Here is a 21,879-nt window from a genome sequence, read left to right on the forward strand (position 1 = left end):
AATTTAGTAGTAGTGCGACAAACTATTTAGAAACGAACACGCAGACGGTTAAGTAATTTAATCATTACATAGCCAATAATAAGTCCAACACCAAATCCGATCCCGTAGCCAATTTTTCCACTGTAATGTTGATGATATACATAAAATCCGAAAAATAACCCGCTGCTTATCGCAAAGCCGATAATTAAAATTTTCTCCCATATAGGAACAACAACCCACTTCCCGTTATGTTCAGCATGATTGAAACGATAGTGAACTATCCCTAGTCCAATTGTAACTAGTAAAACAAACAAGGAATGATAACTGCCATATTGCATATCAAAAAAATAAGTAATTAGCGGATATTGATTATAATTCTGTAGTATTGAAATATCATAAAGATGAGAGACCGTTCTGAAACTCCATCTTATAAACTCAGGATAATATATTACGATGAACGTAAATGCAATATGCGCTACTAACGAACCGCTAATCGTACCAACAAACATACCGATTGAATATGCAGACAGGACCACAAGCAGAAGCTTCCCTATATACGTCACATAATCTTCCCACATCATCATAAAGCTGAAATCCAAAGCAAATAGCATGACAATATCGAGTAATACATTTATCAATGTAGAAATAACTATACATGTTATACCAATCAATAACTTTGTTATATACATTTGACTACGAGAATATGGCAATGAAAAGCTAAGCTCCTGTCTGTGAGCATGTCGTTCTAGACCAAGCTGATAGATAGCCAAAATCAAACTCACTACTATCATCGTAGCTAAAAAGCTTGATAATAAATCGGTCACCATCCAGAAGCCTGCTGGGTTCTCCTTCAAATCTCTAATGATATGCATCAGTTCCCCATAAGGTTCCCCTGACTGCATTATAAAGTAATAACGAATATGCGTATAAGGAAGCGCAAAAAATCCAACGACGAGCATCACAAGCAGCATAAGCCTCGCCTGCCTAAATTCCTTCCACCACAGTCCTCGATCAAAAAGGTTACGCAGCATCGCCATCACCTCCCGACTTCCATGTGAACCAATCTTCAAGCGTTAAAGGTAATTCGTCAATGAGCAGTTTACTGTTATCACTCAGAAGCCCATATAGCTCATCAGATTCCATCAACACTGTATGTACAGGACCAATCTGCTGTAAAACGTGAACGCATGGCTGCTCCAGCATCTGAGCAGATGCACCATCCGTAAACACAATTTGCAGCTTGCGTACTCGCTGCTGCAATTGTTCTAACGTCCACTGCTCATCGCTCTTACCATCCCGCAGCAAAATAATTTTGTCCGCTATTCGATCTAGCTCATGGAGCATATGCGTAGAAATGACGATGCTGCTTTCCGGGGTCAGCGCCCCCATAATCAGTGCGAGCAATTGCTTCTTAGCAATGACATCTACCCCATTCGTCGGTTCATCCAACAAAATATATCGTGCTCTCGTCGCCAAACCTAACGTTGTACTGAAGAGCATTTTCATTCCCTTAGACAGTTTACGCACTTTCTGTCCTTCCCCCAAACCGAATTCCTTAAGCGTGGTCTGGAAAAAATCCATATCGAATTTTGGATAAATCCGTGCAAACATTCTAGCGCATTCCCCCAGTCCATAGCCATCCAACGCAGTTGGCGCATCTGGGATAAATACGAGATCTCGCTTCACTTCCGGCTTCGCATGAACATCAATGCCATCCAACGTTACTTTTCCGCTATCCGGGGCATATATACCCACTATCGTGCGCAGCATCGTTGTCTTTCCTGTTCCATTCCTTCCAAGCAATCCTACGATTTGGCCAGGCTCTACCTCAAAGGATGCACCACTTAGTACCTGCCTGTTGTCGATACGCTTCCCAATTGTTTCAATCCGCAGCATGATAACCCTCCCCAAGCATATGACTTGCTTCGTCCACCATTTCTCGAAATTGTGCTTTCGTCATACCTAGATGCTTCGCTTCCACCGTTAAACGCTGCAGTTCCTGCCGAAGTGCTTCGATACGCTCTGCTGCCATTCTAGGAACCGATGGCTCTAATATGAATGTTCCCTTCCCTCTAATCGTCTGGATCACTCCCTGACGTTCAAGCTCTTGATAAGCTTTGCTTACTGTATTCGGATTAATCAATAACGTAGAGGACAGTTCTCTTACCGAAGGTACTTTGTCTCCAGCCTTCATGATGTCTTTAGCAACTAGCTCTTTCATTTGCTCTACAATTTGCTCATAAATAGGAGAAGAACTTCGTTGTTGCAGCTGTATCATGTACAACCTCCTTCCTACTCCATTTCAATCGATAAAAGTCTTCCATGGGTATGTCACGAGATGATGTATCGTCTACGCCTCTCAGTTATCTGGCCCACTAACAGCGATTTCACTTAAAGCAGAGTAACCCGTAAAATAGTTAAGTGTATTATTTGATATAGTACACTTAATACACAATAAACTACCACCCTTGAATTGTCAAATTTTTCTCATTTTTGTAACTAACTAATCATGAAGTTTTGCATACAACAGCTACTCACTATGATACAATCACCTGTAAAACCGAATCGAACCGTTGAAGGTAAGGAGGAATCGCTTTGAGCTATCATTTTAATTTGAATATGCTAGGTGAGTCCGATACGGGCAATCGTAAAGAAAAGCTTTACGGGAGCCGAGTCGTTCGAGGAACACTTCATTTGCCCCCAGGAGGAGCAAAAGCCGTACAAGGCACACTTCTCATCTGCCACGGATTTAAAGGTTTTAAAGATTGGGGATTCTTCCCCTTTGCTGCTGAACAACTCGCTATTTTAACGAATCTGAATGTCGTTCGCTTCAATTTCTCACACAATGGTGTTGGTGCTGACATGGGCTCATTCAGTGAACCTGAACGCTTCGCCGTGAATACATATGAGCGCGAACAAGAGGATTTGGCGTCTGTATTGGCACTTGTCCATTCGGAAGCATTTCAACAATGGAAAGAACAGGTATATGCCAGCTTAGCTTTATCCAACCCGCTCCGAATTCCCTCATTTGATTCACGCATGCTTGTCCAAGCTGACCACGCCTCTAATGAACCTACATTTATTTTGGGGCACAGCCGTGGCGGTGCAACGGCATTATTGTATGCGCTTGATTATTCCGAGCATATTGCAGGCGTCCTTACATGGAACGGAGTCACCAATGTGGACCTCTTCTCAACAGAGCAAAAAGAAAACCTTCGTGCAACAGGTCGTTCTCAAGTGATCAATGCACGTACTGGAGAAGCTCTTCCGCTAGACGCCGTAGTACTGGAGGACTTAGAGAGAAATGCCGAAAAATATCAAATTATCGAGCGTATGTCTACTGCTCAGTTTCCTCTTCTTATGGTTCAGGGCTCTAACGATCTACCGGGGTTTTGCGAAGGTTCATCACGATTGCAGCAGCAATATAAAGAAGCTGAGTGGATTATTATTGACGAGGCAGGACATACGTTTCAGGCTGTGCATCCTTTCCAAGGCACAACTCGCCAGCTAAATGAAGCAATTGAGCATAGCGCAGCATGGCTGAAGAAACAATTGCAGTACCGTTATAAGTAAGGTAAACGAAAGTGCGTATGTAGAGGATAAGTAATAGTTGAATAATATTAGATTTGCAACCTGCCCCATTCCGATCAAACAGGCAATACAAATAGATGTCTTGTTCAATCGAAAATGAAGGCGGTGAGTTCAGCTTAATTGTGCTAATGCTAATCACCATTTGAGCATCAGACCAGTAGGCCGCAAAACAAGAGTTGAGTTTAACAAGTATCGTTTTTGATGGTTTCGTTTGCGCACAAAGGACATATCGCTAATTTGTCCACACAAAAGTGGACACGACCAACATATAACTGGGTTTGAACAACTTATTGTTGTAAGCAATAGATGTAGTGTATTAAACCTCATTAATGTCAATATATAGAGTGTAACGTACGGCTCCATCTATCTCTTTTTTTAAAATTAGTGTCCACTATTAGAAAGACATTGTTGTGCTTTTTTCCACCTATAGTGGACTTATCTAATTGGTCTGCATGGATAACATTAACTAAGGAATCTGTTCTGCACGTTACTTTATGTTACTGCTCTGCAACCCAAATACTAATGATATATCGAGAGGTTTATGACATCATGTTATCCAAACAACAGCTTGCTGCTAATATTTTCGTTCAGCCAAGGAATGGACCGTCGAACCATAATTAATGCCATTAAAGATGGAGCTTCCCGTACACAAGAAGTAATCTGGATATTGGTCATGGTCGGCTTGATTATTCCAACATGGACATTAAGCGGTACGATTCCCTAATTGATTGGCCACAACTCTTCCATGGCACAAGCGACTGCACGCAAAGCGCTGTGACCATATGGGAAGCACGTTGCGTCCTGACATCATGATCGGCAATGTTTGCTTACAAGATACCGCACCCAAGCCAAACCCGAACCTACTATACAATTCGTGCTATTCATCAAAAAAACATCCCGTCTCACTATAAAGTGGGCGGGATGTTTATGTAATTAAATGCCCGGAATGATAGCACGTTTATGTTCCGTTTTATTGTACTGACGCTCAATCTTCTCCTGTACATCAGTTGGCACTTCTTTGCCTTCCAAATAGTCGCTGTTATGCTCGTAGGAAATACCAAGCTCCTTCTCATCCGTTTGACCCGCCCACAAACCAGCCGTTGGAGCCTTGTCCAACACGCTCTGGGGAACGCCCAAATGACGTGCCAACTGACGAACTTGACGTTTATTAAGCGAGGAAAGCGGTGTAATATCTACCGCGCCATCACCCCATTTTGTATAGAAGCCTGTCAAAGCCTCAGAGGCATGATCGGTACCAACAACTAATAAGTTCAAGTCAAACGCCAACGCATACTGCGTAACCATACGCACACGAGCTTTCACATTTCCTTTGCCTGGGATGCTAAGATGACGATACTGTCCAATTTGCTTCAACGCATGCTCGGATTCCAAGGCAATCTCATTAACTGCCTCTTCGATGTTCGTCTCTACCGTATGCTCCAAGTGAAATGCTTTTGCTACCGCATAGCTATCTTGAATATCTTCCTGCTGACCATAAGGCTGGAAGACGCCTAACGTCATATACGGCTGACCTGTTTCTGCTGACAATTCATCTGTTGCCTGCTTACAAAGACCTGCTGCAACCGCACTATCAATACCGCCACTAATCGCAATTAACAGACCAGATGTACCCGACTGCTTCACATATTGCTTAAGAAAATCTACGCGCTTGCGAACCTCTGCTGCTTCATCAATTTCCTTCTGTACCCCGAATCGCTTGACGATCTCTTCCTGTAAGCTCATCTGCCCTATCTCCTTCCTTGTGCAAAAATCCCCGCGCATCGAGTGCGCGGGGTCTATTCGGTCTTAACGACAGTGCTTATCGAATGCTGCTGTTAGTTCTGCAGCAATGTCTTCAGCAGAACGGTTTTCAATGCTAAGACGCTCAATAAAATGAACCAGTTCTCCGTCCTTCATCAATGCAATCGATGGAGAAGAAGGAGGATATGGTGCGAAATATTCGCGTGCCTTTGCTGTCGCTTCTTTATCTTGTCCTGCGAATACAGTAAACAAGTGATCCGGTGTAACTTCATGCTCCAATGCTTTGCGCACACCTGGGCGGCATTGACCTGCTGCACAGCCACATACAGAGTTAACAACGACAAGCGCTGTTCCCTTCGCGTTTGGAAGCTTCTCTTCTACTTGCTCTGCTGTTATAAGCTCTTCGATACCCATCGAAGTAAGCTCCGTACGCATTGGTGTTACCATATCACGCATATATTGCTCAAATGACATAGACATCTCACATTCACTCCTACATAAATAGATTCCGATAGAACGCCCTCCCGTTCTATATCGACTCTATTGTAACGAAGCACCATTGCGAAATGCAACAAAATCCGAACAATCCATAATTACTAATTACTTGTTCATATTTAAGTAGAAGGACGATTTGGCCCATTCAACTTTTTATCAATACCAGCATTTCCTCCGGCACGTGACTTTCGCGCCTGATTTTCCTTATCTTGCTGCTGCTGAGCTTTTGAATCTTCTGACATGAGATAAGCCTCCTTTCTCCTGCATCATCACACGTATTATGTGCTTTCTGCAGCAGACTTATCCTCCATAACAGGCTGTTCCTCCATTTTCATCATCCAATAGCCAAGCAGGAGTAAGCCTATAAACACCCACTGTATGGTAGACAATCCTAACGTTGTCTTAGCTTGTACGGAAGTAAAGCTAATCAACATACCCAATACTCCACTCACTATTAGTGTCCAACGCGCATCTGCCCCTGTACCTAGATTACTTCTGCGCAGCCACAAACCAGCTAGCAGCAGAACACACCATATCGACTCAACTGGTGGAAGTACAGCCGCTAGTGTAGGAGGCAAAGGAAACGGAGTATAACCTTCAGGTGTCATGCCTGCATAAGCATAGATAAACCCATATACGGCGGCTGCAAACAATGCACCATGCGCAGTCAGATCCGCAACAACGTTAAGGCTTGTTTGCTGTTTACGAGCATAATACACAGTCCAAGCGACCAATCCAATGAGCATTAACACATTACCATTCCACGATGTACCTTGTAAAAAGAGTAATGCTTTAGGCTGCTGCCATAATATCGAAGGTGCATCCCATAAATACCCTAATTTTTCGTTTAAGATGACAACAAGCAATATGGTTAACATCCAATCGGTGTAAGCACGAAGCTTTATCCCCTCTAACCTTAGACGCAGAAGCATGACTCCACCTGCCAGCACTAAGGCCGCCAGCATAATAAACAAGTCAATTTGTAACGTCAATGAACCTAGTTGTATCGCTCCCACAATCGACCTCCATACATGGATTCACAGTTCAATCTTTTTACCTAATCATAACATAACAATATCCACTTATCCGATATAACTAACTAATACGGGATGTCTCTCCGGATGTATCATTTATACTTGGCGAGGGTACAACACTGATACACTTCTCATATGCTGCATTGGCTTCAACTTGGAAAGACACAATAAATGTGGTTCCTCGACCAATCTCAGAATCAATGCTTATAACACCTCCATGCCGTTCGACAATACTCAAGCATAACGGCAACCCCAAGCCTGTCCCCTTCGCCTTCGTTGTATAGAAAGGCTCAAACATTCGCTCTTGAACCGCAATAGGAATCCCTAGTCCGTTATCACGAACAATGAGTTCTACAACACCTTCATAGAATCTCGTTTGTATCGTTAACACGCCCTTTTGCTCCATTGATTCCATCGCATTGCGGGCTAAGTTCAGCAGCAATTGCTTCATTTCCTTCGAATTAATTAGCAGCTTGGGAACATCTTCAGCAAGCTGTAAATGAATCTCTTGTCCACGCATATTGGCATCTGCCCATAACAAGGGACTTATGTTGGAGATGATGTCATGCAAATGCATGAATTCCTTCTCCACGATTCGATTTTGCGCTAGCGATAAAAAATCGTTAATAATCATGTTTGCACGATCCAATTCTTCCATCACAATCGCATAATAATCATTGAGATGTTCTGGACTCTTACGCTGCATCAATTGAATAAAACCACGTACAACAGCCATTGGATTTCGAATTTCATGTGTAATACTAGCTGCCATTTGTCCCACTAGACTCAAGCGTTCCATGTTCCCCATTTCAGCTCTAAGTTGAGATAATTCCGTAATATCATGAGCCATTCCTACAGCACCGACAATTTCTCCCGTTTCCTGATTCCGCATTGAGGCGGTACGAACGAGATATTTCCGATTAAAATGCTGAATCACCTCAGATTGCGGCGGCTCACCACTCAAGACCCGACCAAGCATGAAATCATCTTTGTATAATAGCTCATACTCTTCAGAGAACGAATAATAGCAGCGACCAATAATATCAACATTAGTAAGCCGTGAATTGTACTGCTGCAGCATACGAAGCATCATTTGATTAACAGCAGTAATTCGCGCATTAGCGTCCACAGCAAGTACAGCCAATGGTGTCTCATCAATAAGTTGATGCATCTTCTGTGCCTCTTGTCGATACTGACGCCATACCATTTGATATCCCTGCTGAAGAAATGCTTTCTCACGGACATATTCCATCATGTAAATAATTGCGCACGACGCACATAAGAACACCGTTACATACATGCCCATAAACAATAAAATATGTGTCTGCATCTGGATATGATGATCCCATAAACTTAGTGAATAAATAATGAAGTGAAGCAGCATTCCTAGCGAAGCAACACCCATGAGCATGAGTATTCGCCTAGGAGCACTGGACTGCTGGAAGTAAGTAAGCATTAAAAATAAAAGAGGAGCAACATATAACAGTGAATCGGACCACCATGTGTAATGATCATGCCATGCGTGCATCATGAGCATGACAACGATGTACATCGCCGTTAACATAATCCCTACCCGATAACCCCCATATAGGAAACCAACCATGAACGGGATAAGGCGAAAATCAAACGGAAGATTCGTCTCGGGGAAATACATAAATGAGAACAACATACAAAAAAGTAACGACAACGCTGAAAACAGAAAGAGATATACATGCGCTCTTCCTATACGCTCTGGCTTCATCAAGCAAATATGGTAAGTAAAAGCCGGAAAATAAGCGATCAACACTTGTAGTAATGTATCTTTGAATGCGACGTACAGTGTGTCTTTGAAAGCAGCGAACATGGTTATCGTTATCAACTCCAATAGTTATCGTTGATTTTTTCCCTGATTAAACCATAAAATGCTGTCATTGTACAACGTTAATGTTGAAATTTTTAGATATTTTTTAACAAAACTCTGCAACCTACAGCAACCTTCTACAAAAATCTACACCAACCATTAACTTGTTCAATCAGCAAAATGAAGGGTACAATAGGGAAAAAGGAACGTTTACGCATAAGGAGATGGCTATGCAAGCAGATGTAGTAGTAATTGGTGGAGGACCTTCTGGACTAATGGCGTCTATCGCAGCAGCACAACAAGGTGCCCAAGTCGTACTTGTAGATAAAGGAGACAAGCTAGGTCGTAAACTCGCCATTAGTGGCGGAGGTCGCTGCAACGTTACAAATAATAAATCACGCGAGGAATTTATTCGCTATGTGCCTGGTAATGGGCGGTTCTTATACAGCGCATGGAATCATTTCAATCCTGAGCTCATTATCGGTTTTTTCGAAAATCTTGGTATCAAACTCAAGGAAGAGGACAACGGAAGAATGTTCCCTGTTTCGGACAAAGCTAAGACGGTTGTCGACGCCTTAATAGGAGAAGTTCGCAAACTGGGGGTTACAATTCGGACCATGTCTCCTGTCGATCATGTTCGCTACGATGAGGCAGGAGTAAGCGGCGTTCAATTACGAGACGGCACATACATTCATACAAAGTCCGTTATCATTGCAAGTGGTGGAAAGTCTGTTCCGCAAACAGGCTCTACTGGAGATGGATATGCCTGGGCAGAAGCAGCAGGTCATACGATAACCGAACTGTTCCCAACAGAAGTTCCTCTCACCTCGAATGCTTCCTTTATTCGAGAAGGTTCTCTACAGGGCCTTTCACTTCGTGATATTGAGTTGACCGTATGGAATGATCGCAGTAAAAAACTCGTTCAGCATGAGGGTGATATGATATTCACTCACTTTGGCTTATCAGGACCAGCCGTATTACGCTGTAGTCAGTATGTCGTGAAAGAGCTAAAACGCACTGGCTTATCTACCGTGCTGCTCACCATCGATCTGAAGCCTAACGAATCAGAAGAGCAGCTTGCCAGCTACCTCATGAAGCTTTGTCGTTTGGAGCCAAAGAAGGCAATCAAAAATATTTTAAAGCAAGCTATCCCAGAGCGTATGCTGCCCGTGTTATGCAAAATGGCTGGATTAGATGAGTCTATTACCTATGATAATATTCCTAAGCAGCCCTGGCTTAAGTTGTGTCAGCTAGTCAAAGCATTCCCGATTAAAATAAGTGGTACCAAATCAATCGAAGAAGCATTTGTAACTGGCGGTGGAGTTAATCTAAAAGAAATTGATCCCAAATCCATGCAATCGCGCTTGAAGCCGGGACTTTTCTTCTGCGGAGAAATTCTAGATATTCACGGATACACAGGCGGCTATAATATTACAGCAGCATTCGCTACCGGATATACAGCAGGTATGCACGCAGGACAACTACACGAACAGTAAGCTAATGGAGTAAAGAACAACTTCTCCTTGCTTTCTCGCAGATGAACTTAATATTCATTCACTGCGAGTTTCAGCGAGGAGAAGTTTATAATCACGTGTAATTACTGGTACTGAATCATACTGAATCGACATGACAGATTACAAGTGAATGCCGCCTTGGAATTGATTCGTATGCTCATCATTCCAACCTGTCGCTTCTTCATCGCGATGCGACAAATCATCCCCAGTCGGATCAATCGTGCTGTAGCTTTCACGATCCACCCAATCCTCATTTACAATATGCGCAGGAATCGGAATACAATCGATTCCATAAGCACTGCTCATTACAGCTGTCTCGGTAAGAGGGGCTTCTTCAATTAATTGCCCACCATGGGCTTCCGCAATTTCTAACGCAGAGGTCAAGTCTTGGCGTTCAATGTGAATATGAAGACAATCACCGCTTGGCTCTATCACCGCATCATATCCCAGCTCTGACAATGTATCTTGTGCTAATTGCGTTGCACTGCTAGTACCAAATCGGAATCGTATTACAGCCTGATGCATCGTAGATGCCTCCTGTCTGCTAGTTTCGTCCCTTACTATTCCCAGCAATAACAAGATTATACCGATGTGTCAGCTTTAGGACGCTCAAAGCTCCACCCACGCAAGGACAGAAAAGCACGCCCAACGAATGGCAATACAATAGTACCTAGGACAGCTGCCATACATACGATCAACAGATTCCCTGAACCTACAACAATACCTGTCGCTATCCCCCATACTAGACCGCCTAATGCAGCATTTACCGTTACAAAGTGCTCGGCCGCCTTCCACAATACTTCACTACGGAACTGAAATAAACACCAGTACTCGCCTGTGACAAGGCTTTTCCAGTACATATGCAGCCAAACACTAACAATAACGAATAGAAGCGGAATAACTCCGATTAACATCAAAGGTTCCTCTAACCCCGTCGCCACAATAGCTGTAGTTCCTACACCTACAATCTTAATAAAAAGGAATAATGAGGCTTTATTGCGCCATAACGTCTTGACTGCCAATGGACCCAGCTTGTCATCTCTATTGCGCTTCAGCCGTTTCCCATAGCCAGATTGTCGGAACACCCACGATCGCTTGCGGTTTCTGCGGCCAGTCTGCTCAACAGCTTGGGACAATACCAGCTGAGCAAGATTCCCCTTTTGCTTGGCCTCAGCCGCTGCATCCTTTTCGAAGTTAGCTCTCTCCCTCAAGCGCCAGCGCAAGACAGGCATAGATAATAAGACGACAAAGACTATACCAACAATAGCAAGCAAGCCCGATGTATCGAACTGCACAAGCCAAATGAGCAATCCAAACAACAGCGTGATAGCTATCATTTGCGCCACTTTCCCTACTACACGTCTCCAGCCATGCAGATGCGCTCGAAGCCAATGTTCAGTTAAAGCCTGAAGCCAAGACAATGATAACGTGCATAAAGCTGCCGTAACTATTATCGAGGTAGGCATAGCATATCCTCGCACAAGCCATGGCAAAACAATAATAATCGAGAAGGCTATTATCCCTAACTGTCTGACCACAAATTCCACCAGGCCAAATCGTACAAGTGAACGAATCCATTCTTGCCGTTGAATTAAAAAGAGCTTATCCGCTGCTTCTACCCAAACACGAAGCTCACCCATAAACACTAAACTTAGCAATGGAGTGAACCATACGAACTCAGGCAGTTGAAGCGCTGCCGCATATAGGGGTTCATTCCACCATGACCAATAAACCACAGCAACAAATACAAGGGCAGGAACTACGATATAAAGAGCAACTATCCAATCAGGAATAACCAATTTGATCGAGTCCCATTGATATCGAGAAAAGGTCTTCCATCTTCGTATAGCTAACGCTCTAGCTGTCTTCATGTCAGCACCTCAAAGCAATCCATTAAGCTCCCGTTTGGCAAACCAGCTCGTTGGCGGATATCTTCTAGTGTGCCATGTGCAACGACAGCTCCCTGTTGAATAAGCACAAATCGATCACAAATGCGCTCGGCCGTGTCCAATACATGAGTACTCATCAATACACCCGCTCCGCGTTCTCGTTCACTTTTCAACTTATCCAGCCATATTCGAGTTGCTCTAGGGTCCAAGCCTACAAATGGCTCATCTACAATATAAAGAGGAGGCCGGAGCAAGAAAGCAATAATGAGCATCATTTTCTGCCTCATCCCCTTAGAAAAGCTACCAGGCAGATGATGAATAACGTCGAGCATCCCAAACTCCTCAATAAGCGGCACGGCTCGCTCTTTCAATTCCGTGTCACTTACATCATGAGAAGCACCTGCCAGTTCCAAGTGCTCCCACAACGTCATCGTATCGTAATATTCCGGCTGTTCTGGAACATACGCATATGAACCATTACCAGCCCCAATTTGAATACTTCCCTTTACGTGCTGCATAATGCCTAAGATCGACTTGATCGTTGTACTTTTCCCAGCACCGTTCGGGCCGATAAGTCCAACTAGTTCCCCAGGTTGGACATCAAATTTGATCGCAGATATCTTACTGTCGCCTGCTTCATATCCTGCCTCTATCAGGTCAACTTGAAGCACTGTCATGTAGTTCTTCCTCCTAAAGTGAAATTAGGGAACAAGAACCACCATTTTCCCTATATTTTCATTACGTTCCATACGCGCATGCGCTTCATTTATTTCTTCAGCTTCCCATACAGAGTCCACGACAGGCTCGATTTCACCTTTCTCAATCAAAGGCATTGCCCAGTCAACAAAGGAAGCTGTAAGTGCCGCCTTGCGCTCAATAGGCAGACCTCGCAGCGTACTCGTAATAATATGAATGCGCCGCATCATAGCTGGCAGCAAATCAACGTTCTCCACCTTAGAACCGCCCAACACACCAAATAAGATCAGACGCCCGTCCATCGCCAAGGCTTCCATATTAGAATTCCAATAAGAAGCACCGATAGGATCCATGATCATATCGACACCTTTTCCATTGGTATATTCCATAACCGCATCTTCAAACGATTGATTCCGGTAGTTAATGACGACATCTGCATCAAGGCGTTCAACTGCATCCGCTTTTTCATCTGTACCAACCGTTGCAATTACAAATGCACCCGCTGCTTTAGCCAGTTGTACGGCTGCAGTTCCTACACCACTTGCCGCAGCATGAATTAACACATGCTCGCCTGCTTTCAATCTGCCCAACTCGAACATATTGAGATATGCTGTCAAAAATACTTCTGGAATCGCCGCAGCCTCAACAAATGTAAGCTTATCAGAAATTCGTATAGCCAATTCCGCAGGTATCGTAACGTACTGGGCATAACCTCCCCCAGGCAGCAGTGCACATATTCGATCGCCCACTTCCCAGCCTTCTACGCTTGAACCCACTTCCTCTACAACTCCCGCCATCTCTAAACCGATAATCGGGGATGCCCCTTTAGGCGGGGCATACAAACCGCGCTTTTGCAGCAAATCTGCTCGGTTCAACGCTGTCGCTTCAACACGGATAAGCAATTCTCCTGATGTACACTTCGGCTTTGTCCAACTTCCCCAATACAAACTCTTATTTTCATTAACTAAACACGCAATCATCTGCTCTTCCATCTTCATTACCTCCTCTAGGATGTATCGATTTATTACATCGCTTGTATAACAATACGTACAAGAAATCCATGTGCACTCAACATTTTCCATTATGTGATAAATGACATGTCCTTTATCCTATTAACCCATTAAGATGAATAGGTACATATATAAGTAAGGTGGGATTCCTATGCATGAGCGCATGGACAGAGAGACCGAAGCGTCACTGCATCTATTTCGCGTTTTCTCCAAAGCATTCAAGAGCATCTCCGATCACACTGCTGCTGGCTGTAAACAGGAAGGCTTCAACCCGACTGACTTTGCTGTACTGGAAATGCTATACCATAAAGGACCTCAGCCTATCCAGCAAATTGGTTCTAAGTTGCTGCTCCAAAGCGGAAACATCACTTATGTCATCGATAAACTTGAGCGCAGCGGATATGTGAAACGTCTTCCTTGTACAAAAGATCGTCGCGTCATCTATGCCGAGTTAAGTGAAAGTGGATGGCAAAGTATGAAGCTTATTGTGCCCCGTCAAGCCCAAATGCTTCGTAGAGCACTAAGTGGATTGACAACGAAAGAAAAAGATCAAGCCATTACCCTTCTCAAAAAGTTAGGCTTACAAGCAGAACGTCTTGCTCTTATCCACTATACAAAAAATGAATAGAGCTAAAGAGCCTGCTTCCCCTACGAAGCACGGCTCTTTTTCATAAACATCTATTTATCTTCTTACACTCATCATGTCCATTAAAATCTTGCGAGACTGCCTTACCTCCGCATTGATCGCATGTTCAATGGAAGAAAGAGTGTCATAAGGCTTTGAATTATCATCTATCGCTTGCTGCCTACGTGCTCGATACTTCTCTTCCATATCCACATCAAACGGGGTTGGGCGGTATTCCACAATGTGATTGGTCAACTTCATATACAGCTCATTCGCATGCTGTCCTCCTAGAAATTCACTCCTGCTACTTTGTTCCAACAGGTGAAGTCGAGATGGAAGATGGGCAGCCACTAATCCGTCCTGATCCATATGTTCATACACATATTTCATGAACTCCCAAGCCAACTGCTTATTGTTCGACATCTTAGGCATCATGAAGTACGTTCCGTCTGAGAACCCGTACGTGCCTAATGGTAATTTCGTAGCCCGCCACAATCCCTTCGTCTCTGGTGCGATCTCTCTTAGACGCTTCTCGCCCCATGTCCCAAGATACACCATTGCCTGATGGCCCGAACGAACTGCCTCCTTCCCTGCCTTCGTACGCAATGGGATGTTGAGTGCAAGATCGCTTTCTTTTAGTTTCTGTGACAGCTCAAATGCACGTGCGATGTGAACGTTATTACGGTTAAACATATACATGTTGTCGAATAAAGGAATGGCTGATTCTGCCCAATCTAAAGGATTGGTGACATCTTGCATCATATAGATTCCTTCTTGCCTCAGCCTTATAGCCATAGCAAGTAAACGTTCTTCGCTCTCCAAATACTTTGCAAGCTCTTCCGGTTCAGATGGATAACCGTACTTTTCCATAATATCTTTGCGATAGTATGTCAACAGTGGTGAAGTCGAAATCGGGAGTGCAAATAGTCGCTCATTATCTAGCGAATGCGCCGCTTTCAATAGCGGTATTGACATCGTATTTTTGAGCTTATCCTCTAAATAACCCTCACCTTTTAAGTCCACCAGCCCATCAATCACACTAAACTCACCAAGCACCATGTGATCGACTTCCATAACGTCAGGAGTGCTGCCGCTGACTAATGCTTCTCTGTACACATTCACATGGTCATGATAATTAATACGCTTAATATGGACTTTGACCCCTTGATGGTTCTTTTCAAATTTTTCAGCTAACTGCTTATAGTTTTCACTATATGCCCATATCGTAATCTCTTGCGGGGCCACTTCTTTCCCCAATGTTTTATGCTCTCGTGGCCATGTTGATACCTTTTCGGTACGAGCGCAGCCAGATAGCAGTAATGCAAAGAAACATACAATAAGCGTAGCAAGCAAATGTCTATATGATAATCGAACTTGTATCATGTCCGATCAACCTCCGGGTCGAGCAGCTCCCAATATATGCTCCATCATCGCAAATTGATGATATTGTGCGACGAACTCCTTTGCTGGAAGCGGCGGTGTTATAAGGTATCCTTGAATTTGCGTACAACCAAGCGCCTGTAGCTGCACTAGTTCCTCCACTGTTTCTACTCCTTCTGCCATAACTTTAAGATTCATGCTTTGCCCCATCTGGATGACAGCCTGCACGATAGATACATTGGTGCTGTCACTTTGCAAATGTCGAACAAAGGAACGATCGATTTTTAAGATGTGGATGGGTAGTGTTTTTAAACGACTTAAGGATGAATACCCTGTCCCAAAGTCATCTACTGCGATTTGAATGCCGCGCTTGTCCAACTGCTTTAATACGAAAATGGCTTGTTCTACATGCTTGTGAACATAACCTTCTGTAATCTCAAGAATCAAGCTTTCGGGATTAAAACCTGTTTGCTCTAAAATGCGGTCAACACTTGCCAAAAAATCATGGTTCAGAAATTGCCGCAGTGAAACATTAACAGACAGCTTAAAATGCGGCAGCACTTGCTTGCTTGTCCACTCCAGATGCTGTAAGCATGCTGTACGCAGTACCCAGTCGCCAATAGGAATAATAAGTCCTGATTCTTCTGCCAAGGGAATAAATTTGGACGGGGACACAAACCCGCGTTCTGGATGATTCCAACGCAGAAGCACTTCAGCGGCCGTCACGACTCCCTCAACATCAACGATTGGCTGGTAATTAAGATGCAGTTCTCCACGATCCAGCGCCTTGCGCAGATCGCTCTCCAGCATATGCCTTTCTGGCAGCTGCTCTGGATGAAGCTGATCATAGAACATATACGTCTGCCCTCCTCGATCTTTAGCAGCGTACATGGCTGTATCAGCATGCTTCAACAACGAAGTAAACTCCGTACCATCATCAGGATACACAGCGATGCCAATTGATGCCGATATGTACAACTCGTAGGAAGATACAAAAAAGCTTTCTCTGAACTGAGTTAAAATCTGATGCACGGCTACTGTAGCATCTTGGCGGCAGCTGTCTTCCATAATGACAACAAATTCATCTCCACCAAGACGTGCACAAATGTGCGCTCCTGCCATAGTGCTCATACAACAGGTTAGCCGCTGCCCAACCCGTACCAGCAAAGAATCACCAATGTTATGACCAAGTGAATCATTAATATGCTTAAATCGATCCAAATCGATAAACATAAGTACGAGCGAAGAAGACTTCTGTTCAGCTGCCTTTAACGCTTTCTCAAGATTAACTGTAAAATAATGTCGATTTGGCAACTGCGTCAATGTATCATAATAAGCGAGATGTTGAAGCTTCTCCTCTGAAGTTTCCAGCATCGTCGTCTGATCAACCAACTTCTCGTTCATCCGATTCATCTCACGAATCATTTCCGCGAGACGGTCGGACATCATCCGAAAGTTATGCACCAGTGAGCGGATTTCTCCGATACTGCTCTCTGGCCACGGAATTTTGTGAGTAAGAAGCTTATTCGGCATCCCTGTTGTAATCGCTGTAAGATTGCTAAGCGAGCGGACGATATACCGATTGGCTAATATAGACATACCTGCTGCAAGCGAACAAAGGATAAACAACGTAATATATTTTTGCAAATAAAGCTCAATCGTTTCTTTTAAATAGTGCGAGATTGGCAGCAGCACCACCACTTTATTTATGGGATGCTCCTTCAACCGTCTTTCCATTACATAATAGCCATCGCTCCATCGGCGAGTTTCATAGTCATAATCATGTGCAGATGGAAGCCATCTGAAAAAATGTTGTACATCATTATGATTCAGATTAAATCCATCAATTAAGAGAGGATCCTTCTCTAGTCTCCCTTCATTTTTACTCATGTCAGTCACCTTAAACCAATGCTCATCCGTAGATGTAATGAGCTCATTATTACTATCATAGAGTGAAATTTTTAATAAGCTGCTATGAGAGTAATCCTCCATCATTCGTTCTACCATGCCAACCTGAATCCTGTGTCTTAAGGCTAAACTCTGTCGTTTACTCAGATTCATCTCGTACAGCCAGTCTGAAACAAGACGTGTCTGCGTATCTAAAAAATAGAAGGAATCGGTTTCAATCTCGTTGCGCATTTGTTTGCTGTCCAAAACCATGTTGATCATAAACGGAATAAAAATAGCTGCGATGCAAAGATGAGTTAAAAGTTGGCTCAAATAAACGGACTTTTTGCGAGCCTTTGGAATGACCCGCGACCACGGAACGTAGGTAACGATAATGTCTGCAAGAAAAGCATTAAGCAAACCATTCATAGCAAACATAAAATATTGAAGCAGTACTTCCGCACTGAGTATGTCCGTAGACAAGTAAAAGAATAGGGCAGCAAAGGGAGCCCCTATACAAAGCCAATACAAGCCGCTCCATAATAAGAGTAGTTCTCTCTTACGCTCATATAAATATCCTACCAAGATAAGCTCTAAGCCAATTAACAGTAGCGTAACTGATCCAAAACCAAAAAAATACAAGCCAAGACTAACAATTAATGCGGAGCCAGCCGCCCATTGGGAACCGAACAAAACGAGGATAATTAGTAAAAAGGCGCTGCAAATCATAAACTCGGCGCCATATGCATATTGAATGCCATACTGCGTGAAAAGGGCCGCGAATGCGATGAGAACCGCGCAGATGAGCCCCGCACGCCATGAGCTATAAGGTAGTAAAGAACGCGGCATAGCAAAATTACTCCTTTACATATTGAACAGACATACATAAATTAATGTTCTGCCGCTATCTGCACGACACTGCGAATAGATGTACATGTCACGGAGAAAGGCATCTAATTTGGAATAACATCCCTCACCATGAAGGCATTACATAAATAAATTCGACACAAAAATGACTTTTCCTACCTATTGCAAATAAAAAACCGACACTTTCATCGTGTCGGTTGTTGTTAGATCCGTTCATTCACTATTCTAGATCAGCTACATGTTCTATTCCTCGTTTACATGTTCATGCCTATAAATACGGAGATTCCCGTTGTTCATCATCCATAAATGCCAGTTCGATCGCTCCTGCGCATAACGATCCCACAGTTCATCATGAGTAGCCACGATAAGCGCTGTACCTTGCTGACGCAGCAGCTCACAGTAATGAATGAGTGCAGAGGCAAAGCGTTCATCCAATCCTGCAGTTGGTTCATCTAAAATGAGCAAATGAGGCCGATGAGCGGTTGCCATGATGAAATTTAGCATACGTCTACTGGCAGCAGGAAGCTCTTGTGGATTTTCCTGTGCTCGATGCGTCAAGCCAAGCAGTTCCAAATGGTTGTTAACCCATTCGGTACGCGAGCGTTCCGGCTTCCCATGTTTGCCTTGATTGTCATTGTTAATAGGATCGACCTTCTTAACCTTGCAATCATCATTTTCGTTAAGCGGATTGACTGGACAAGGTGTATAAGGGTTTATTCCAATTGCGATTGTGCTATCATACACGAACTCAAGCTCTTGCTGCACAGTATCATATAAAAACATCGCGTAGCTGGACTGAGGCACATAACCGACAAGCCTAGCCAATTCATGCGGCTTCAAACTCAATAACGAATGTCCAACTATGCGGACAGTTCCATGCTGTAAAGGCAAAGACTGTGTAATCATATGCAGCAGCGTTGTCTTTCCTGAGCCATTCTCACCTTGCAGCAGCACAGCTTCACCTGGCATAAGTACAGCATCTGCGCGAATGCCAAAGGCGGAGTCTGGATAGCTTGAGCATGCATCTTCCAGTTTAATAGCCGCCACTTGCAATTGTTCGTCGATATTTCTGTTTCCCCTAACTGCTGGCTCTCCTTCGCTTCCCTTATCCATCGAGAACGAACTAGCCAGCTCAAACGGTACAGTAGGAAGCAATTGACCTTGCTTCAATTGGAGCCAAGTGGCCCGCAACCAAAGAGGATGAGAATGATCCCGCTGTTCCACTCTTGGCAAGATCATGACTAGTGCATGAGCAGCAGACTCCTCAAGCCACTGTAATAGAGCATCCGCAAATAACAGCTTTGCGCCTTTATCGAGATGACTCCAAGCATCGTCCATGATGAGCAACTGCGGCTCCATCGTCCAAACACTGCTTGCAGCAATTTGCTGCTGCTGGCCTCCAGATAACTGCTCAATAGCAGACAATCGGTAATCCCGCATGTCAATTCGCTTGAGTTCTCTTTCAATGCGCCGTTCAATCTCGGAAATGTCTACGCCAAGATTAGCTGGCCCAAAAGCTAATTCATCTTCTACAACTCCAACGACGAAGGAAGATAACTCGCCACCCATATGTCCAACAGTTTCACTGCTTACATAAACACTGCCATCCAATCGACCTTCATGTTCTGGCATCACTTGAGCCATAATACGGCTTAACGTAGATTTTCCGCTACCGCTCTCTCCCAATATGACGGTGAAGCTTCCCTGTTCGATAGTCAGATCTATCTCTTTCAATAAACAGGGCGCATCGGGGTAGCTGAAGCTAACCTGTGATAGTCGCAGCAAAGGCATATTCATCGTAACGGGCCTCCTTTTGCTTCCCTGCTCATTGAATCTTAATCACCTTAAGCAGCGTTATTGTGCTGCTGGCCGAGTGCATAAGGACGGACATAGCGTGTTGATGCTAAGCGATCTCCGATCCATTTCGTCAAAGCCCCGCATAACAGCATGCCGCTCGCGCAACGAACAAATAGAGATATGATAAGTACTGTAGATGAATATTTGATGTAACCGAACATAAATGCTGCCACAACGTACCAAAGCGGCACCATGGCAATACCTGCGAATAACATAGCTAGCCATCCAAAACGCTTATAGCGATAAATAAAGAACAACGGCTCAACAATTACGGCATAGCATGCAGCCGCTGCGATGGCAGACCATATGCCATACGAGGTACCGACCATAATTTGAAGCAAGGCTCCGATGGCGTATGTGCCAGCGGCAGCACCAGGCTTGCGAATGATATACATAGCCAACAATCCATAAACCATATAGACGCCAACGATGGTCGATGTTAGGATAGGACCGCCCCAACCATGCAGAAGTTTATTTACATGCGACAATAGTGATGTCGCTACCCCATTCGCTGCGGCCAACAAAGCCATCAGCATCCACTCTCTTACCGTAAGATTACGAAACGCTTGCTTCCAAGAAGAATTCATAGGATGCCCTCTTTCTTTATCTGAAATTATAATTAAAACCACACTAGCGTTGCGGCGGCGGCACCTACAGTAGCCGCCGCGAGTAAGCAGCCCACTGGCGAGATCGCAATGCGTCGCCAGTGGGTACGTGCCTGAGCCGAGCCGAAGCGCTTCGCCTCCATCGCCGTAGAGACATCCTGCACATGGCGAAGCGCGGAGCGCACGATGGCTAGGGCCATTCGGCGGGCGCTCTGCAAGCGCCCACCTACGCCGCGCACAGGCGTCAGCCGGCGCAGCCGCTCAGCGCGGCGTATTTGCTCCGCTTCGGCCAAGAGCAGCGGCACGAAGCGGAGCGCCGCAGCAGCTGCGTATGCCAGCTTGTCCGGCATACGCAGCTGCTGCGTTAAGGCGACGACGACATCCCTCGGCTCAGTCGTCGTCGCATACACGATCGATGACGCAAATAACGTCATCGATCGCAGCGTCAGCGCTGCTGACAATTCCAGCGCTGACGCGGTTAGCATAGGCCCGCCGCTGCCAAATGGCTGCCATAGTGGCTCCTCCCCCCCTGAGGGGAGCATGAGCCACTGGAACAGCAGCAGCGGAAGGCCAAAGCCCATCGCCCATAGGGCGAATAGGCGCCACTGCTTAAGGCGCCAACCTGCTCCGGTTCCTGCTATAAGCAGCACAATCAGGAACCAGAGCAGCTGCGCGGTGAGCGACAACGTCAGCATCACCGCGAGACCAGTGCAGAGAAGCCAGATCCCCTTCGTCAGGGGATCTAGGCGTCTAAGCCATCCTGGCTTTCCCCTTATAGACGGCACTGCTTGTCTACCGTTCATCTTATCGTTCATCCTCCGCTCGTCGACCGATCGCGCTCCGCTAACA

The 21,879-nt window shown here is 44.6% G+C and carries 21 protein-coding genes; 4 read left to right on the forward strand and 17 right to left on the reverse strand.

Translation table 11 applies throughout. The annotated features are described in order from the left end of the window. Nucleotides 1–26: 26 nt before the first annotated feature. Genes H580_RS0121860 through H580_RS0121870 form a run of 3 tightly spaced genes read right to left on the reverse strand, consistent with a single transcriptional unit; the run spans nt 27 to nt 2,257 of the window. Nucleotides 27–1,010, reverse strand: a complete 984-nt coding sequence (locus H580_RS0121860) for a hypothetical protein (RefSeq protein ID WP_028596672.1) — start codon at nt 1,008–1,010, stop codon at nt 27–29. Beyond that, nucleotides 1,000–1,875, reverse strand: a complete 876-nt coding sequence (locus H580_RS0121865) for an ABC transporter ATP-binding protein (protein ID WP_028596673.1) — start codon at nt 1,873–1,875, stop codon at nt 1,000–1,002. Before H580_RS0121865 ends, H580_RS0121860 begins: the two co-directional genes overlap by 11 nt. Continuing rightward, nucleotides 1,862–2,257, reverse strand: a complete 396-nt coding sequence (locus H580_RS0121870) for a GntR family transcriptional regulator (protein ID WP_028596674.1) — start codon at nt 2,255–2,257, stop codon at nt 1,862–1,864. Before H580_RS0121870 ends, H580_RS0121865 begins: the two co-directional genes overlap by 14 nt. Before the next feature lie 317 nt (nt 2,258–2,574). Here H580_RS0121870 and H580_RS0121875 point away from each other — a divergent pair, with 317 nt between their 5' ends. After that, nucleotides 2,575–3,552, forward strand: coding sequence for an alpha/beta hydrolase family protein (locus H580_RS0121875; RefSeq protein WP_157283063.1), 978 nt, complete (start codon nt 2,575–2,577; stop codon nt 3,550–3,552). 559 nt (nt 3,553–4,111) lie between these two features. Beyond that, entirely contained in the window at nt 4,112–4,294 is a 183-nt protein-coding gene (locus H580_RS0121880; RefSeq protein WP_028596676.1) for a hypothetical protein, read from the forward strand. Nucleotides 4,295–4,503: 209 nt separating this feature from the next. Here the strand turns inward: H580_RS0121880 and nadE are convergent, their stop codons facing one another. From nadE to H580_RS25175, 5 genes are all read right to left on the reverse strand, one after another. Next, nucleotides 4,504–5,313 carry an ammonia-dependent NAD(+) synthetase gene (nadE, locus tag H580_RS0121885; RefSeq protein ID WP_028596677.1) on the reverse strand — a complete coding sequence of 270 codons (810 nt, stop codon included), beginning with the start codon at nt 5,311–5,313 and terminating at the stop codon, nt 4,504–4,506. A 63-nt stretch (nt 5,314–5,376) separates the two neighbouring features. Continuing rightward, the gene (locus tag H580_RS0121890; protein ID WP_028596678.1) at nt 5,377–5,811 is read right to left on the reverse strand and encodes a BrxA/BrxB family bacilliredoxin; all 435 of its coding nucleotides are present in this window, start codon (nt 5,809–5,811) and stop codon (nt 5,377–5,379) included. A 134-nt stretch (nt 5,812–5,945) separates the two neighbouring features. Beyond that, the gene (locus H580_RS26550) at nt 5,946–6,068 is read right to left on the reverse strand and encodes a spore protein (RefSeq protein ID WP_211224433.1); all 123 of its coding nucleotides are present in this window, start codon (nt 6,066–6,068) and stop codon (nt 5,946–5,948) included. Nucleotides 6,069–6,104: 36 nt separating this feature from the next. Next, complete coding sequence (locus tag H580_RS25170) at nt 6,105–6,842, reverse strand: prolipoprotein diacylglyceryl transferase (protein WP_051217651.1); 738 nt, start codon at nt 6,840–6,842, stop codon at nt 6,105–6,107. A gap of 79 nt (nt 6,843–6,921) precedes the next feature. Further along, a complete protein-coding gene (locus H580_RS25175; RefSeq protein ID WP_245583625.1) occupies nt 6,922–8,703 on the reverse strand; it encodes a two-component system sensor histidine kinase NtrB in 1,782 nt (593 codons plus the stop codon). A gap of 227 nt (nt 8,704–8,930) precedes the next feature. Between H580_RS25175 and H580_RS0121910 the strand changes: the two genes are divergently transcribed. Next, the gene (locus tag H580_RS0121910; protein ID WP_028596679.1) at nt 8,931–10,196 is read left to right on the forward strand and encodes a BaiN/RdsA family NAD(P)/FAD-dependent oxidoreductase; all 1,266 of its coding nucleotides are present in this window, start codon (nt 8,931–8,933) and stop codon (nt 10,194–10,196) included. Nucleotides 10,197–10,334: 138 nt separating this feature from the next. On the opposite strand, the gene H580_RS0121915 is transcribed toward H580_RS0121910, so the two are convergent. The 4 genes from H580_RS0121915 to H580_RS0121930 are packed head-to-tail and all read right to left on the reverse strand — an operon-like array spanning nt 10,335 to nt 13,791. Continuing rightward, on the reverse strand, nt 10,335–10,739 hold the full coding sequence (locus H580_RS0121915) for a hypothetical protein (RefSeq protein ID WP_028596680.1): 405 nt from the start codon (nt 10,737–10,739) through the stop codon (nt 10,335–10,337). Nucleotides 10,740–10,795: 56 nt separating this feature from the next. Next, nucleotides 10,796–12,085 carry an ABC transporter permease gene (locus H580_RS0121920; protein WP_028596681.1) on the reverse strand — a complete coding sequence of 430 codons (1,290 nt, stop codon included), beginning with the start codon at nt 12,083–12,085 and terminating at the stop codon, nt 10,796–10,798. Beyond that, nucleotides 12,082–12,780, reverse strand: coding sequence for an ABC transporter ATP-binding protein (locus tag H580_RS0121925; protein ID WP_028596682.1), 699 nt, complete (start codon nt 12,778–12,780; stop codon nt 12,082–12,084). Before H580_RS0121925 ends, H580_RS0121920 begins: the two co-directional genes overlap by 4 nt. A 24-nt stretch (nt 12,781–12,804) precedes the next feature. Further along, nucleotides 12,805–13,791, reverse strand: coding sequence for an NAD(P)H-quinone oxidoreductase (locus H580_RS0121930; protein WP_245583626.1), 987 nt, complete (start codon nt 13,789–13,791; stop codon nt 12,805–12,807). A 169-nt stretch (nt 13,792–13,960) separates the two neighbouring features. Between H580_RS0121930 and H580_RS0121935 the strand changes: the two genes are divergently transcribed. After that, the gene (locus H580_RS0121935; RefSeq protein WP_028596684.1) at nt 13,961–14,437 is read left to right on the forward strand and encodes a MarR family winged helix-turn-helix transcriptional regulator; all 477 of its coding nucleotides are present in this window, start codon (nt 13,961–13,963) and stop codon (nt 14,435–14,437) included. Nucleotides 14,438–14,491: 54 nt separating this feature from the next. On the opposite strand, the gene H580_RS0121940 is transcribed toward H580_RS0121935, so the two are convergent. The 5 genes from H580_RS0121940 to H580_RS0121960 all read right to left on the reverse strand — a co-directional run bounded on the left by H580_RS0121940 (nt 14,492) and on the right by H580_RS0121960 (nt 21,845). Further along, on the reverse strand, nt 14,492–15,817 hold the full coding sequence (locus tag H580_RS0121940) for an ABC transporter substrate-binding protein (protein ID WP_028596685.1): 1,326 nt from the start codon (nt 15,815–15,817) through the stop codon (nt 14,492–14,494). 6 nt (nt 15,818–15,823) lie between these two features. Further along, the gene (locus H580_RS25180) at nt 15,824–18,550 is read right to left on the reverse strand and encodes a putative bifunctional diguanylate cyclase/phosphodiesterase (RefSeq protein WP_051217652.1); all 2,727 of its coding nucleotides are present in this window, start codon (nt 18,548–18,550) and stop codon (nt 15,824–15,826) included. Nucleotides 18,551–18,811: 261 nt separating this feature from the next. Further along, a complete protein-coding gene (locus H580_RS0121950; RefSeq protein ID WP_028596686.1) occupies nt 18,812–20,365 on the reverse strand; it encodes an ATP-binding cassette domain-containing protein in 1,554 nt (517 codons plus the stop codon). 47 nt (nt 20,366–20,412) lie between these two features. Continuing rightward, a complete protein-coding gene (locus H580_RS0121955; RefSeq protein ID WP_028596687.1) occupies nt 20,413–21,012 on the reverse strand; it encodes an ECF transporter S component in 600 nt (199 codons plus the stop codon). A 32-nt stretch (nt 21,013–21,044) separates the two neighbouring features. Beyond that, nucleotides 21,045–21,845 carry an energy-coupling factor transporter transmembrane component T family protein gene (locus tag H580_RS0121960; RefSeq protein WP_245583627.1) on the reverse strand — a complete coding sequence of 267 codons (801 nt, stop codon included), beginning with the start codon at nt 21,843–21,845 and terminating at the stop codon, nt 21,045–21,047. Nucleotides 21,846–21,879: the final 34 nt, after the last annotated feature.

This window comes from Paenibacillus assamensis DSM 18201, assembly GCF_000422445.1.
Lineage (GTDB): Bacteria > Bacillota > Bacilli > Paenibacillales > Paenibacillaceae > Paenibacillus_B > Paenibacillus_B assamensis.